This is a genomic window from Micromonospora halophytica (genome assembly GCF_900090245.1).
Taxonomy (GTDB): domain Bacteria; phylum Actinomycetota; class Actinomycetes; order Mycobacteriales; family Micromonosporaceae; genus Micromonospora; species Micromonospora halophytica.
This window is the reverse complement of sequence record NZ_FMDN01000002.1, coordinates 364,527-379,239: the sequence shown is the minus strand read 5'-3', so window position 1 is coordinate 379,239 and position 14,713 is coordinate 364,527. Positions and strand designations below refer to the sequence as shown.

Annotated in this window: 15 protein-coding genes and 1 other RNA gene; 11 read left to right on the top strand and 5 right to left on the bottom strand. The window is 72.3% G+C overall.

The features are described from left to right. Positions 1-158 precede the first annotated feature (158 nt). The 3 genes from GA0070560_RS04375 to GA0070560_RS04365 all read left to right on the top strand — a co-directional run bounded on the left by GA0070560_RS04375 (position 159) and on the right by GA0070560_RS04365 (position 2,506). On the top strand, positions 159-1,037 hold the full coding sequence (locus GA0070560_RS04375; RefSeq protein WP_170839269.1) for an NlpC/P60 family protein: 879 nt from the start codon (positions 159-161) through the stop codon (positions 1,035-1,037). 404 nt (positions 1,038-1,441) lie between these two features. Then, positions 1,442-1,859: RNase P RNA component class A (gene rnpB, locus GA0070560_RS04370), an RNA gene on the top strand. Positions 1,860-2,290: 431 nt separating this feature from the next. Continuing rightward, the gene (locus tag GA0070560_RS04365) at positions 2,291-2,506 is read left to right on the top strand and encodes a hypothetical protein (RefSeq protein ID WP_245675346.1); all 216 of its coding nucleotides are present in this window, start codon (positions 2,291-2,293) and stop codon (positions 2,504-2,506) included. Between the two features lie 602 nt (positions 2,507-3,108). Here the strand turns inward: GA0070560_RS04365 and GA0070560_RS04360 are convergent. Both GA0070560_RS04360 and GA0070560_RS04355 read right to left on the bottom strand, forming a co-directional pair. Continuing rightward, positions 3,109-3,612 (bottom strand): NUDIX hydrolase, encoded by a 504-nt coding sequence (locus GA0070560_RS04360; protein WP_091291584.1) that lies wholly within the window; start codon positions 3,610-3,612, stop codon positions 3,109-3,111. A gap of 76 nt (positions 3,613-3,688) precedes the next feature. Beyond that, the gene (locus GA0070560_RS04355) at positions 3,689-4,090 is read right to left on the bottom strand and encodes a hypothetical protein (RefSeq protein WP_091291582.1); all 402 of its coding nucleotides are present in this window, start codon (positions 4,088-4,090) and stop codon (positions 3,689-3,691) included. 195 nt (positions 4,091-4,285) lie between these two features. On the opposite strand from GA0070560_RS04355, the gene GA0070560_RS04350 reads away from it, so the two are divergent. The 4 genes from GA0070560_RS04350 (at position 4,286) to npdG (ending at position 7,795) form a co-directional block, all read left to right on the top strand. Further along, entirely contained in the window at positions 4,286-4,489 is a 204-nt protein-coding gene (locus GA0070560_RS04350; protein ID WP_170839268.1) for a hypothetical protein, read from the top strand. Between the two features lie 83 nt (positions 4,490-4,572). Continuing rightward, positions 4,573-5,430 (top strand): hypothetical protein, encoded by an 858-nt coding sequence (locus tag GA0070560_RS04345; protein ID WP_091291576.1) that lies wholly within the window; start codon positions 4,573-4,575, stop codon positions 5,428-5,430. Positions 5,431-5,495: 65 nt separating this feature from the next. Further along, positions 5,496-6,929 carry an RNB domain-containing ribonuclease gene (locus GA0070560_RS04340; protein ID WP_091291574.1) on the top strand — a complete coding sequence of 478 codons (1,434 nt, stop codon included), beginning with the start codon at positions 5,496-5,498 and terminating at the stop codon, positions 6,927-6,929. Between the two features lie 167 nt (positions 6,930-7,096). Continuing rightward, entirely contained in the window at positions 7,097-7,795 is a 699-nt protein-coding gene (gene npdG, locus GA0070560_RS04335) for an NADPH-dependent F420 reductase (protein ID WP_091291571.1), read from the top strand. Between the two features lie 113 nt (positions 7,796-7,908). Here npdG and GA0070560_RS28575 read toward each other — a convergent pair whose 3' ends face one another. From GA0070560_RS28575 to GA0070560_RS04320, 3 genes are all read right to left on the bottom strand, one after another. Next, the gene (locus GA0070560_RS28575) at positions 7,909-8,409 is read right to left on the bottom strand and encodes a hypothetical protein (RefSeq protein ID WP_170839267.1); all 501 of its coding nucleotides are present in this window, start codon (positions 8,407-8,409) and stop codon (positions 7,909-7,911) included. Positions 8,410-8,518: 109 nt separating this feature from the next. Next, positions 8,519-9,364, bottom strand: a complete 846-nt coding sequence (panB, locus tag GA0070560_RS04325) for a 3-methyl-2-oxobutanoate hydroxymethyltransferase (RefSeq protein ID WP_091291567.1) — start codon at positions 9,362-9,364, stop codon at positions 8,519-8,521. Positions 9,365-9,519: 155 nt separating this feature from the next. Continuing rightward, a complete protein-coding gene (locus tag GA0070560_RS04320) occupies positions 9,520-11,280 on the bottom strand; it encodes an NAD+ synthase (protein WP_091291565.1) in 1,761 nt (586 codons plus the stop codon). A 214-nt stretch (positions 11,281-11,494) separates the two neighbouring features. Here GA0070560_RS04320 and glnA point away from each other — a divergent pair, with 214 nt between their 5' ends. The 4 genes from glnA (at position 11,495) to GA0070560_RS04300 (ending at position 14,657) form a co-directional block, all read left to right on the top strand. Beyond that, positions 11,495-12,844 (top strand): type I glutamate--ammonia ligase, encoded by a 1,350-nt coding sequence (gene glnA, locus GA0070560_RS04315; protein ID WP_091291563.1) that lies wholly within the window; start codon positions 11,495-11,497, stop codon positions 12,842-12,844. 108 nt (positions 12,845-12,952) lie between these two features. Next, positions 12,953-13,378 carry a DUF350 domain-containing protein gene (locus GA0070560_RS04310; RefSeq protein ID WP_091291561.1) on the top strand — a complete coding sequence of 142 codons (426 nt, stop codon included), beginning with the start codon at positions 12,953-12,955 and terminating at the stop codon, positions 13,376-13,378. 36 nt (positions 13,379-13,414) lie between these two features. Then, a complete protein-coding gene (locus GA0070560_RS04305) occupies positions 13,415-14,107 on the top strand; it encodes a helix-turn-helix transcriptional regulator (RefSeq protein WP_091291559.1) in 693 nt (230 codons plus the stop codon). Positions 14,108-14,285: 178 nt separating this feature from the next. Beyond that, complete coding sequence (locus GA0070560_RS04300; protein WP_091291557.1) at positions 14,286-14,657, top strand: VOC family protein; 372 nt, start codon at positions 14,286-14,288, stop codon at positions 14,655-14,657. Positions 14,658-14,713: the final 56 nt, after the last annotated feature.

Below are 14,713 nucleotides of genomic sequence, written 5' to 3'. Positions count from 1 at the left end.
CCGCTTGCGTGCCGTTCGGGTAACCGGCCGCCCCGAACCTGAAGGCGAGGGCACCGCGCCGCACCCTCCGGCACGGCGCCGCCCTCCCTGTCCGCCATCGGCGGCGGGTCCTCGACGAAAGGCACACCGCCATGTCAATTCTGCGGCGCATCGTTGCCGTGACCGTAGCCGCGCTGCTGGGCCTCGCCCTGCCGGCCACCGCGGCGCACGCGGACTACACCTTCTACCGCACCTCGCCGCACGTGGGCGCCTGCTGGAACAAGGTCACCGCCTACGGCGGCGTCTACCAGGTGACCAACAACCTGCTCAACGGCACGTCGAGCACGCAGACGGTCAGGGTCGAGGTCCACCGGCCCGGGGTCGGCCTGCAGTCCTCGCAGACCTACTCCGCAGCCGCCGGTGTCTGGAAGGCGGGCGCGGTCGCGAACGTCAGCATCTACTACAACGACGCCTACCGCGTGTACCTCAACGGGGCCAAGATCCTCGACCTGGCCGCCGTCGGTTTCCCCTACTACATGATGAACTGCCAGACGGTCGAGTCGCCCTCGGTGAAGATCCGGCAGGCGATCAGCTACGGCATGGCCAAGCTCGACTCGCTCTACGTCGGCTGCGCCGCCGGAACGTACCGCATGGGCACCGTCGCCCCGACCACGCTGTACCACGACGGCACCACCTGCGGGCAGAGCCGGGTCTACAAGCAGCCGGCAGGGACAACCGGGTACGACTGCTCAGGTCTGATCTACAAGATGTTCCAGCACGCCGGCGTGTACTTCCCGTGGAGCAGCTCAGCCGCGATGAAGAGCGGAGTGCCGAAGTTGGCCGACAAGTCCCAGATCCGCGTCGGCGACCTGCTCGTCAAGAACGGCCACGTGGCTATGTATCTGGGCGATGGCAACGGCGACGGCATCCCGTCGGTGCTGGAGGCCACCCCGAAGTGGCAGAACCCCGACGGCTCGTGGACCGGTGTGGTGATCAGCGACGCCCGCCCCTACCTCAACAGCTCCTTGTACACCGCGCACCGCGTCTCCGGCACCTGAGCCACCGTGCCGGTGCCCGGTCCCGCCCGACGGTCGCGATCGGGCGGGACCGGGCACCGGCCGTAGGTCACCACCGCCACCTGTGGTCCAGGGCGGCGGCAAGCGCGCCGGTGCCGTCGCGTGCGGGCGGGTCATCTCGGCCGGCGCAGACGGCGTACGTGCGTACCTGGCTCTCCTCGGGCCGAGGGTGACGAGGCCCACGGGCTGTCCGGCTACGGTGCTGCCCGACCGGCCTGCGGAACTCTGCACGCCGTGACCGGCAGCGCCCGGATGGTCGGCTCAGGGAAGTTGCGGGGCCGGGCCACGGCGAACACCTCCTCAACGATCGTTGGTGGCGGGGGCAGCCCGGTCGCGGGGCGGAATCGGCTGCGGTCATCGCGTCGTTAGGATGAAGGTGCGACGGACGAGTCGACCGGGCGGTCGCGTCGGCGGGCTCCGGCCCGCCGCCGAGGAACGTCCGGACTCCACAGGGCAGGGTGGTTGTTAACGGCAACCCGGGGTGACCCGCGGGACAGTGCCACAGAAAACAGACCGCCGTCCTGACAAGGGACGGTAAGGGTGAAACGGTGGGGTAAGAGCCCACCAGCACCCCGGGTGACCGGGGTGGCTCGGTAAACCCCACCCGGAGCAAGGCCAAGAAAGGGTCGTCACCGCAAGATGACGGCTCGGCGCAGACGCTCGAGGGCTGCCCGCCCGATGTCTGCGGGTAGGCCGCATGAGCCTGTCGGCGACGGCAGGCCGAGATGGATGGCCGCCGCCGGCGCGTACCCCTCGCGGGGTCCGCGCCGCGCACAGAATCCGGCGTACAGGTCGACTCGTCCGTCGCCTACCAGCTCAGAGCCGTCATCAAGGCTCTGAGCTGGCCGTCTATCTGGTGCCGTTGGTTGGCCTTGGTCACCGTTGGGTGGCGTTTGACGGCCTGGCCACGGCCTGGGACGGCCTGGCCACGGCCTGGGACGGCCTGGAGACGGCCTGAGCGAGGGCTCAGCAGACCTTGAATTCGGTCTGCTCCCCGGCTTCGTCCTGAGGGCCTTTCGGCGGTGCGTGGGCTCTGCCGGTGTGCCGCCGGCGGTCGCAGAGGTCGGGCACATCCTGGCGGTGGAGCCGGCGCCGCGACCCGGTGACCCGGTGGCAGGCCAGTCCCGGGGTTGGACTGGCGCGGCAGACGGAAGCCCCGACGCACGACCAGGCCGACCCGCTGGCTTCCGTAGCGGCCTCGGTGGTCTCATTCGTGGATGAGGTGGGATGAGTGCGTGCCGGAGCTGCTGGCGCACCTGGGGGAGATGGGTCTGGTCGGGCTGGTCAAGATTGACGGGGAGCGGGAGCGCAAGCCCTGGACTGTGGTGATTTCGGGTCAGCGGCTCGATGGTGCGGCGATCAGGGTCGACGGTCACAGCCTCGATTACTGCCTGCGGCATGCGGTCGCCGCGCTTCACAAGCTCTTCCCGGACGAACTCGCGCTGAGCTGAGACCCGAGGGTGGGGCGGTGTCCCGGCGGCTGTCGGGCAGAGTGCGCCGGTATTCCTCCTTGCCCGAGCGATGTAGCTTCGAAGCTGTGGATGCGAGTTCGATTACCGCCGTCTCTGCAACTGTGATCGCCATCGCTTCGCTCGCAGTTTCGATCATGGAGGCGAGGGCAAATCGGAGGCACAACTATCATTCGGTCCGCCCGTTGCTGAGCCTGGACTGTCTACGAAATGATCGCGTGGCTGGGATCAGAATCAGGAATGCGGGTCTCGGTCCAGCGATCATCAAGGCAGCTACGTTCTATGTCGACGGCGAAAGAGTGGGGCCGTGGGAAAAGCCTGTCGCCGATTCACTGCGTGACACGTTCGTGACGTGGCCGCACTTCGCGTCCCTGCGTCCAGGCAGGCCCATCCCTGTCGGTCAAGAAACAATGATCTTCGCGTTGTATGACTACGATCTGGCGAGAGACGCAGACTTCTGGAGGGCGGTGACTCAGCGAATCAGACTTCACGTACAGTATGAATCAATATATGGGAATGAGGGGTACGAAGCGTGGTTTGAGGGTTCACCTGGCCACGATGGCGAATTCATGAAGGCTGAGAGTTCAAGTTAGCCTGGCGAACTCGTTCCAGGTCGTGCCGGCGGGCAGGTACCAGGCGTCCGACGCCGGGCCGAGGGCCTGCGCGATGACCAGTCGGGCGTGGGCGTCCAACTCGGGCAGCCGGTCCGGCGGGAACCACTCGACCGCCACCGACTCGTCGTCGTTGACCGTCGCGGTGCCGGAGACCAGCCGGCAGTGGAAGCCGAGGTTCAACAACTCGCAGTGGTCCCCGTTGGGGTACGTGTGCGGGTGCGAGACGACGCTGCTCAGCCGGACCGGCTCGACGATGAGCCCGGTCTCCTCCTCGACCTCGCGTACCACGGCGGTTGCCGGCTGCTCGCCCGGCTCGACGAAGCCGCTCACCACCGACCAGCGGCCGTCGTCGGCGCGTTTGCCCAGCAGCAGTGCGCCCACGTCGTCACGGATCACCGCGCTGACACTCGGCAGCCAGAGCAGGTCGTGGCCGATGTGCTCGCGCATCCGCAGGATGTAGTCCGATACGCCCATCCGGCGACCCTAGCCGTCGGCCGCGTCGCCCGGCCCGGCCGTGGCACCGCGCCGCTCGGCCCGTCCCGCCGGGCCGTCAGGCCGGGCAGGGCACCCGTTCCATCGCCGCCGGCCCTGGTCCCGGACCCACCACCTGCGCGAAGCACCCCGCGGCGGTGGCCCGCTGCCAGCCGAACAGGCTCGTGGCGGTCTTCGCCACGCGTACCTGGAAGACCAGCCGGACCCCGGCGGCGCCGGACTCCACGGTGAGCACCTCGACCCCGTCGACCTCGTCGGCGACCCGGCGCAGCGTCGACTGGCCCGCCGCCGGATCGGCCAGCAGTTGTGACCGGGTCCGCTGTGCGGTCGCGGTCACCGCGCGGTCCGCCCGCTGTTCCAGCCGGTGCTGCGAGCGATCCCGCAGCATCGGTGCCGCCACCGTCACCACCATGACGGCCAGCACCGCCACCACGCCCACGGCGACCAGTCCGCGCCGCACCCGTGCCGATGTTCCTCCCCCGAAACGCACGCCCGGATTCTGCGCCACCGACCCCTGTTCCGGCTGCCCCGTCGCGCCGGGGCGTCGGTTCCACCGTTTCCGCCCGTCCGGCAGGCAGCATGTCTACTGTGGATGCGGCGCGGGTATTTGCGCGATCCGGTGGCGGCCGGGCTGGTCCCGGTGCACAGTGATCTCATGAACGACAGCGGAAGTGGTGTGCACTACTACTGGTGCACGCGACACCACCGGGTCGAGACCGATGCCGACGTGTGCCCTGCGAGACACGTTCTCGGACCGTACGACTCGGCTGCCGACGCGGAGGGCGCCCTGCAGAAGGTGCGGGAGCGCAACGAGGTGTGGGAGGCCGAGGACGCCCGCTGGGCCGGGGAGGGCAGCTAAACGGTGCGGGACTGCCCGCGTCGAGGAACTCCGTGCCTCCGTGGCGGGGCACGCGAGCGCATGTCCCCAAGGAGGGAACCGAGATGGCCGAAGCACAACAGGCCACCACCCGCCCGGCCGCCAAGAAGTCCGCTGCGGCGGCGCGAACCGCCGGCGCGACCCGGAGCACCGCGGCACGCCGGTCCACCACGGCCACGGCGGCGGCCCGGCAGGCGCCGGCCGGCAAGGCGTCGCCCAGCGCGGCGGGCGCCGGGTCGGGGCGGTCCCCGGCCACCACGGCGACCACGGCCAAGAGGACCACCGCCGCGAAGAAGACGACCACGGCGGCGAAGAAGACCCCGGCGAAGAAGACCACCGCGACCAGGACCACGGCGAAGACAGCCCCGGCCACCAGGGCCGCGGCGAAGAAGGCCCCCGCGAAGAAGGCCGCCACCCGGACCACGGCCGCGGCGAAGAAGACCACGGCCGCAGCGAGGACCACGGCGGCGAAGAAGGCCCCGGCCGGGGCGAAGAAGACGACCGCGACGGCCAGGAAGACGACCGCCGCCGCGAAGAAGACCACGGCCGCGAAGGCCACGACCGCCGCCCGCAAGGTCGCCTCCACCGGCCGTAAGGCCACCGGCGCGGTCAAGAAGAGCACCGGCGCGGCGAAGCGGACCACCGCCGCGAAGAAGACGACCACGGCGGCGAAGAAGGCCCCGGCGAAGAAGGTCACCGCCCGCAAGGCCCCGGCGTCGAAGACGACGGCGAAGAAGGCCCCCGCGAAGAAGGTCACCGCGACCTCCTCGACGACCGCGCGCAAGGCGGCGGCGAAGAAGGCTCCCGCGAAGAAGGTCACCGCGACGAAGGTCACCGCCCGCAAGGCCCCTTCGGGTACGGCCACCGCCCGCGCCGCCGCGCCCGCCGGCGCCCGGTCCCGCGCCCGGAAAGCCACCGGCTGACCGTACGACGAACGCCGCCGTCACGCCGGAGAGCGGATGTTCCGCCGGGCTGCCAGGATTGACCCGTGGTCATCCGACGCGTAGTGGCGCCCCGTATCGACTTCGGCGCGCTGCGCCGTGAGCTGGGACTGCCCGAGGGTTTCCCGGCCGCGGCGCAGCGTGAGGCGGACGAGGCGGCCGCCGCCGGGCCACCGGCCGGGGTCGACCGCACCGACGTCCCGTTCGTCACGGTCGACCCGGCGAGCTCGCGCGACCTCGACCAGGCGATGCACCTCAGCCGTCGCCCCGGCGGGGGTTACCGGGTGCGGTACGCCATCGCCGACGTCGCCGCGCACGTTCGCCCCGGCGGCGCGCTGGAGGAGGAGACCTGGCGGCGCGGGCAGACCGTCTACCTGCCCGACGGCAATGTGCCGCTGCACCCGCACACGCTCAGCGAGGGCGCGGCCAGCCTGCTGCCCGACGCCGACCGGTCGGCGGTGGTCTGGACCATCGACCTCGACGGTGACGGCGCGACGGTCGCCGTCACGCTGGAGCGTGCCCGGGTACGCAGCCGCGCCAAGCTCGACTACGTCGGGGTGCAGGCCGCCGCCGACGCCGGGACGCTGCCCGAGCCGATCGCCCTGCTGCCCGAGATCGGCGCCCTGCTGACCGAGCGTGGGCTGCGCCGGGGTGCGGTCAACCTGCCCCTGCCCGAGCAGGACGTCGAGCCCGACGGTGACGGCTGGCGGCTGGTGCTGCGCGGCCCGGTGCCGATGGAGGACCACAACGCGCAGATTTCGCTGCTCACCGGCATGGCCGCCGCCGACATCATGCTCGCCGGCGGGATCGGGCTGCTGCGGACGATGCCGCCGCCGAAGCCGGAGGCGGTGGCCCGGCTGCGCGCGGCGGCCGCCCCGCTGGGCGTGCACTGGCCGGAGGGGACCGGCGTCGGCGAGTTGCTGGTCGGGTTGGACGCCTCGCAGCCCCGGGCGGCGGCCTTCGTCGACCAGGCGGCCGAGCTGATGCGGGGCGCGGCGTACACGGCCTTCGACGGCCCACTGCCCGAGCAGCCCGAACACGGTGGGGTGGCGGCCGCGTACGCCCACGTCACGGCTCCGCTGCGTCGGCTGGCCGACCGGTACGCCACGGAGGTCTGCCTGGCCCTGCACGAGGGGCGGCCGGTGCCCGACTGGGCCCGCGCGGCGCTGCCGAAGCTGCCCGAGGTGATGGCCACGACGGACCGGACGGCGGGCGCGGCCACCCGGGGCGCGATCGAACTGGCCGAGGCGGTGCTGCTGGAGCACCGGGTGGGGGAGACCTTCTCCGCCGCCGTGCTGGACGTCGACGTCCCGCCGAACGGGCAGCAGAAGCCGGGCCGGCAGCCCGGCGGCACGGTGGCGCTGGACGACCCGCCGGTACGCGCGCGCTGCGTCGGCGAGCTGCCGCTGGGTGAGCGGATCCAGGTCCGTCTGGTCACCGCCGACCCGGTGCGGCGCACGGTGACCTTCGAGCGTGCCTGACCCGCCCGTACGCCGTCCGGGGCCGGGAAGGGGGGTGGGCGGCCGCGCCGACACCGACGTGGTGCAGTCCGACATCGCCGGCCTGGCCCCGGCGGCAGGCCGGGCAGCGGGCATTGTCACAGCGCCGGACGCTGCTGGCGGCCGGGACGGTTTGCGAGGATGACCGCATGGCTTACGACGCGACCACGCTGCCCGATGTCTCCGGGCTGACCGTCGGCATCATCGGTGGCACCGGCGACCAGGGGCGGGGTCTCGCCTACCGGTTCGCCCGGGCCGGGCAGACGGTGCTGATCGGCTCCCGTACCGCCGAGCGCGCCGCGCAGGCCGCCGCCGAGATCGCGGCGCTGCCCGGGATGCCGGCCGGGGCCGAGGTGACCGGGGCCGGCAATTCCGAGGTCGCCCGCCGCAGCGACGTGGTCGTCATCGCGGTGCCCTGGGACGGGCACGCGGCCACCGTCGCCGACCTGGCCGAGCCGCTCGCCGGCAAGATCGTGGTGGACTGCGTCAACCCGCTCGGCTTCGACAAGCAGGGCCCGTACGCCCTGACGGTCGCCGAGGGCAGCGCCGTGCAGCAGGCGGCCGCCCTGCTGCCGGACTCCCGGGTCTGCGCGGCGTTCAACCACGTCAGCGCCCCGCTGCTGGCCGACCCGGAGATCGACCGGATCGACCTGGACGTGCTGATCTGCACCGAGGACCGGGAACTGGTCGACATCGTCGGCGCGCTGGCTGCCCGGATCCCCGGCATGCGCGGCATCTACGCCGGCCGGCTGCGCAACGCCCACCAGATCGAGGCGTTCACCGCCAACCTGATCGCCATCAACAAGCGCTACAAGGCGCATGCCGGCATCCGCGTGACCGACCTCTGACAGCCGCACGGCGGATCCGGCAAGGCAGGCGCCCGGGAGGGGTGCCTGCCTTGCCGGATCCGCGCGGGTACCCGACCGGCCGGCGGGCCGTGACGGACGGGTTCAGGTTCAGCTCAGAAGTTGAGGTTGACGCCGACCTTCTGGCAGGCGGCGTTGGCCTTCGTACCGGCCTGCTGGAAGGCGGGGTTGTCCGCCGCCGTGGCCATGTCCGCGGCGGTCGCCACCTTGCCGGCCTCCGTGCCGAACGCGGTCAGCGCGGTGACCACCTCGCTGCCGGAGTCGCCGGTCGCGACGGTCGCTGCCATCCCCTTCGCCATCTCGGAGTACGCCTTCTTCAGCGCCGGCGTCGGATCGGCACCCGACGACGCGGCCTTCACGACGGCGGCGCGCGAGTCGTCGGAGATCTTCTTCGCCGACTCGCAGAGCTTCTTGTCGGTCGCGGGATCCGCCGCGGCGGCGGCGGAGGGGGACAGGGACGGGGCGCCGGTGGTGGCGGACGCGGCGGTGGACGGCGAGGGCGCCGTCACCGGCGACGGGTCCTCCCCGCCACACGCGGAGAGCGCCACCACGGAGGCACAGGCCAGGACAATGCTGGAGAAACGAGCACGATTCACGGACGGGTACCTTAGCCGCTCACCCCGGCTCGTGCGTGCCGCCCCCCACCGGAGACGGTCGGCCCGGGCCGGTGGACGGCGGGCGGGCCGCCGTCCACCGCCCGTGGGCTCAGAAGGTGTGCTCGGCGGCGGGGAACTCGCCGCCGCGGACCTCGTCGGCGAAGCGGCGGGTCGCCTCGGTCAGCGCGTCGGCCAGATCGGCGTAGCGCTTGACGAACCGGGGCGCCTTGCCGGTGCGCAGACCGGCCATGTCCTGCCAGACCAGCACCTGGGCGTCGGTGTCCGGCCCGGCGCCGATGCCGACGGTGGGGATGGACAGCTCCGCCGTGACCTGCTTGGCCACCTCGCCCGGCACCATCTCCAGCACCACCGCGAACGCGCCCGCCTCGGCGACCGCCCGCGCGTCGGCGAGCACCTCGTCGGCCGCGTCGCCCCGGCCCTGCACCCGGTAGCCGCCCAGGGTGTGCTCGCTCTGCGGGGTGAAGCCGATGTGCGCCATCACCGGGATGCCCGCACCGACGATCGCGGCGATCTGCGCGGCGCAGCGCCGGCCGCCCTCCAGCTTCACCGCGTGGCAGCCGCCCTCCTTCATGAACCGCACCGCCGTGCGCAACGCCTGCGTCGGCCCCTCCTCGTAGGAGCCGAAGGGCAGGTCGCCGACGACCAGCGTCTGCCGGGTCGCCCGGACCACGGCCCGGACCAGCGGCAGCAGCTCCTCGGCGGTCACCGGCAGGGTGGTCTCGTAGCCGAAGACGTTGTTCGCCGCCGAGTCGCCGACCAGCAGCACCGGGATGCCGGCGGCGTCGAAGATGCCGGCCGTGTACTGGTCGTACGAGGTGAGCATCGACCAGCGCTCGCCGCGCTCCTTGGCGGCGATCAGGTCGCGGGTACGCACCCGCCGGGTGGCCGGGCCGCCGTAGAGGGCGGTCACCTCGGGCGGGGTGGACTCCACCATGACTGTCTCCTTTCCTCGAGGCCGCCTTCGCGGTCCCCGGGTTCCGCCGCGATCGTCGCACCGCGTCGGCCGCGCGCGGCAGGGCGGAGTGCAGGATTTCACTCCGCCCGCCGCTGCCGGCCGCGTCGTGCGCCCTCGCCGGTGGCGGGAGCGGGTCAGCCGTGCTCGCGCCAGCGGTTGGTGATCGGCAGCCGGCGGTCCCGGCCGAACGCCTTCATGGAGATCTTCGTGCCCGGAGCGGACTGCCGCCGCTTGTACTCGGCGATGTCCACCAGCTGGAGCACCTTGTCCACCACCGCCGGGTCGTGGCCGGAGGCGATCAGCCCGTCCCGGCCCAGGTCGCCGTCGACGTAGCCGATCAGGATCGGGTCGAGCACGTCGTACTCGGGCAGGCTGTCGCTGTCGAGCTGGCCGGGGCTCAGCTCCGCCGACGGCGGCTTGCCGATCGAGCTCTCCGGGATCGGCGGGGTCTCGCCCCGGGCGGCGGCGTCGGCGTTGCGCCACTTCGCCAGCCGCCAGATCAGCGTCTTCCAGACGTCCTTGACCGGGTTGAAGCCGCCCACCGAGTCGCCGTACAGGGTCGAGTAGCCGACCGCCAGTTCGCTCTTGTTGCCGGTGGTGAGGACGAGGTGACCCTCCTGGTTCGACAGCGCCATCAGGATCACGCCGCGGACCCGGGCCTGGAGGTTCTCCACCGCCACCCCGGACAGCGACAGGTTCGCCAGGAAGCCGTCCACCATCGGCTGGATCGGCTCGATCCGGTAGTCCAGGCCGGTCCGCTTGGCCAGGTCCTCGGCGTCGACCCGGGAGTGCTCGGAGGAGTGCTGGCTGGGCAGGGAGACGCCGACGACCCGACCCGGCCCGAGCGCGTCCACGGCGATCGCCGCCACCACCGCCGAGTCGATGCCGCCGGAGAGCCCGAGCACCACCGAGGGGAACCGGTTCTTGTTGACGTAGTCGCGCAGGCCGAGCACCAGCGCCTGCCAGACCTCGGCCTCGTCGGCGACCGGCGCCATCGTCCCGCCGTCGGCCGCCGGGCCCGCCGGGGCCGCCGGGATCGCCTCGACGGTACGCCGCAGCACCCGCATCCCGTCGGCCAGCTGCTCGGTCTCCGCGCCGGGTCGGCCCGCCTCGGGCAGTTCGACGTCGTGCACCAGCAGGTGCTCGACGAACTGCGGGGCGCGGGTGAGCAGCGTGCCGTCGGCCGTCACGATCATCGAGTCGCCCTCGAAGACCAGCTCGTCCTGGCCGCCGACCATGTTCACGTACGCGATCGTGGCCCCGGCCTCGGCGGCCCGGCGGCGGACCAGCGGCAGCCGGACGTCGTCCTTGTTCAGCTCGTACGGCGAGCCGTTGATGTTGACCACCAGCCCCACACCGGCCTGCCGGGCCACCGCGAACGGGCCGCCGGACTGCCAGAGGTCCTCGCAGATGGTCAGCGCGACGTCCACGCCGCCGACCCGCACCACCGTCAGCGCGTCGCCGGGCACGAAGTAGCGGTCCTCGTCGAAGACGCCGTAGTTGGGCAGATGGTGCTTGAAGTAGGTGGCCGCGATCCGGCCCCGGTGCAGCAGCGCGGCGGCGTTGCGGGCCCCCCGGCCCGGTTCGGCGTCCCCGGCCACCTGCGGGGGGCCGTCCGCGTCGAGGTAGCCGACCACCACCGGCAGGTCGCCGAGACCGTCGGCGGCGAGGTCGGTGGCGAGCCGCTCCAGCGCGGCCTTCGACGCCGCCACGAAGGAGCGGCGGAAGACCAGGTCCTCGACCGGGTAGCCGGTCAGCATCATCTCCGGGAAGGCGACGAGCTGCGCGCCGGCGTCGGCGGCCTTCCGGGTCCAGGAGCGGACCAGCTCGGCGTTGCCGGCGAGGTCGCCGACGGTCGGGTTGACCTGGGACAGGGCGAGACGCAGGGTGGGCATGTCCTCATCTTGCCCCAGTCCTCTCACGCCAATCGGGCCGCTACGAGGAGACGGCGGCCACCCCCGGCGGGGCCGGGCCGGTCCGACGGGACACGGCGGGACGAGCGGCGGCGGGTCGCGTAACGTCTGCGTAACGAGGCCCGGGGACACTGGGCGGTCAGGTCGGGTGAAGCCCGGCCGAAGGCGGACAAGAGTGTCGCGAGAGGTTGGGGAAGTGGACCGTCAGCAGGAGTTCGTCCTCCGTACCCTGGAAGAGCGCGACATCCGGTTCGTCCGGCTGTGGTTCACCGACGTGCTCGGCACCCTCAAGAGCGTGTCGGTGGCCCCCGCCGAGCTGGAGGCCGCCTTCGAGGAGGGCATCGGCTTCGACGGTTCGGCGATCGAGGGCTTCGCCCGGGTCTTCGAGTCCGACATGGTGGCCATGCCCGACCCGACCACCTTCCAGGTCTTCCCCTTCGAGGGCGGGGTCAGCGGCGAGAGCGCCCGGATGTTCTGCGACATCCTGCTGCCCGACGGCAGCCCGTCCTGGGCCGACCCGCGGCACGTCCTGCGCCGGATGCTGTCCAGGGCGGCCGAGAAGGGCTTCACCTTCTACACCCACCCGGAGATCGAGTTCTTCCTGCTGGAGAACGGCCCGATGGACGGCTCGGTGCCGACCCCGGTGGACACCGGCGGCTACTTCGAGCACACCACGCACGCCGTCGCGCGTGACTTCCGCCGCCAGGCCGTGCTCGCCCTGGAGCGGATCGGCATCTCGGTGGAGTTCAGCCACCACGAGGTCGCCCCCGGTCAGCAGGAGATCGACCTGCGCTACGCCGACGCGCTGACCACCGCCGACAACATCATGACCTTCCGGCACGTGGTCAAGGAGGTGGCGCTCTCCACCGGCGTGCAGGCCACCTTCATGCCGAAGCCCTTCACCGACCAGCCGGGCAGCGGCATGCACACCCACCTGTCGCTGTTCGAGGGGGAGCGCAACGCCTTCCACGACCCCGGCGACCCGATGAAGCTCTCCAAGGTGGCCAAGTCGTTCATCGCCGGCCTGCTCACCCACGCCCGGGAGTACACCGCGGTCACCAACCAGTGGGTCAACTCGTACAAGCGGCTCTTCCCGCAGGCGCTGCCGGACCGGATCACCGAGAGCCCGGCGTACGTCTGCTGGGGTCACCTGAACCGTTCCGCGCTGGTCCGCGTGCCCGCGTACGGCAAGCCGAACTCGGCCCGGGTGGAGGTCCGCTCGCCGGACTCGGCGACGAATCCGTACCTGGCCTTCGCGGTGATGCTCGGCGCCGGGCTCAAGGGCATCGAGCAGGGCTACGAGCTGCCCCCGGGCGCCGAGGACGACGTCTGGTCGCTGTCCAGCGCCGAGCGCCGGGCCATGGGGTACCAGGCCCTGCCGGAGAACCTGGCCGAGGCGATCGACGTGATGGCCGGCTCCGAGCTGGTCGCCGAGGTGCTCGGCGAGCACGTCTTCGATTTCTTCCTGCGCAACAAGCGCGCCGAGTGGGAGCAGTACCGCCGCGAGGTCACCCCGTACGAGCGGCAGCGCTACCTGTCCCTGTAGGCCGGTCCGCCTCGGCCGTGCGGGTCTGCCGGTGGTGGCGCGTGGGCGCTATCGTCTCGATCACCGTGCCGGCACCCCTGCCGGACGAGGGTGGTCGGGAGGCAGTCGGTGCTGGAGGATCTGCTCAGCGGGGCGTGGCAGAGCGTGGTGTTCGGGGTTATCGGGGTCGCCCTGATGGCCGCCGGGTTCCTGCTGGTCGACATGCTCACGCCCGGGAGGCTGCGGGAGCTGATCTGGGTGCGCCGCAACGGCAACGCGGCGCTGCTGCTGGCCGCCAACCAGCTCGGTATCGCCGGGATCGTCTTCACCGCGATCCTGACCAGCTACAGCGACTTCACCAAGGGGCTCGCCTCCACGGTGATCTTCGGGCTGATCGGCCTGCTGATCATGGCGCTGGCGTTCTTCGTGCTCGACCTGCTCACCCCGGGCCGGCTCGGCGAGATCATCTGCTCGGACGAGCCGCACCCGGCGGCCCGGGTCAGCGCCGCCACGCACTTCGGCGCCGCGCTGATCGTCTGCGCCTGCATCGCCTGAACCCGGGCTGTCGTACCCCCGGCCTAGGCTGCCGGGGTGAACCGTACGGACCGTCTCTACGCCCTGGTGGAGGAGTTGCGGGCGGTGTCGCCGCGCCCGCGCAGCGCCCGCTGGCTGGCCGGGCGTTTCGAGGTGAGCACCCGCACCATCGAACGGGACATCGCCGCGTTGCAGGCCGGTGGCGTGCCGATCTGGGCCGAGCCGGGCCGCACCGGCGGTTACGTGGTCGACCGCGCGCACACCCTGCCGCCGGTCAACCTGACCGCTGGTGAGGCGGTGGCCATGGCCGTCGCGCTGCACCGCCTCGGCGGCACCCCGTTCGCCGGGGCGGGGGCCACCGCGCTGCGCAAGCTGCTCGCGGTGCTGCCGGCCGCCGACGCGGCCGAGGCGCACCGGCTCGCCGGCCGGGTGCACCTGATCGGGGCCGGGCCGGCCACGCCCGTCCCGGCCTCCGTCGCCGACGCCGTCGCCGCGGGCCGGGTGCTTCGCCTGCGGTACGCCGACCGCGCCGGCGCACCGTCGGTGCGCGAGGTCGAGCCGCTGGCCCACCTCGGCAACCCGACGCACTGGTACCTGGTGGCCTGGTGCCGGCTGCGCGACGGGCTGCGCTGCTTCCGCACCGACCGCATCCTCGCCGTGGAGCCGCTGCCGGAGGTGGTGCGTCGGGAGCTGCGGGTGGAGGAACTGGACATCCCGCGCGCCCGGATCCGCCCGCTGAGCCTGGTCTGACTGCGGTCGACCGGGCCCGGCGTGGTGGCCGGGTCCGGTGCGGTGGCCGTGCCCGGCAGGCAGAACCCGGCCGTCCTGGCAGAGAAACACCGACAGGACGGTGTCGCGGAGGTCCCCGAGGCTGCTTCCTGACGACGCCGGCCGTCCGGGCCGGCGTGCGGAACAGGAGGCACCACAGATGTCCACGACGCCCGTGACGTGGTTCGAGATCGGCACCGACCGCCCGGAGGAGGCGGAGCGCTTCTACGGCGAGTTGTTCGGCTGGACCTTCGAGGAGCAGGGCACGCCGGAGCGGTCGTACCGGGTGACCGGGGCCGGCGGCGGCGAGGGGATCGGCGGCGGGATCTGGGCGACGAACGGCGTCGCGCCGAACTACGCGGTCTTCTACGCGCAGGTCACCGACGTGGCACAGACGTGCCGGCAGGCCGAGGCCGCCGGGGGCAAGGTCCTGGTGCCGCCCCGGTCGAACGACAAGGGACTGACCTTCGCCCACCTGCTCGACCCGGCGGGCAACCACCTCGGCGTCTTCACCCCGCCCGCCGCCGGCTGAGCCGGCCTTCGGGTGCGGTTGTCGTCGCCCCGGCGACAACCGCACCCGGATCCCGT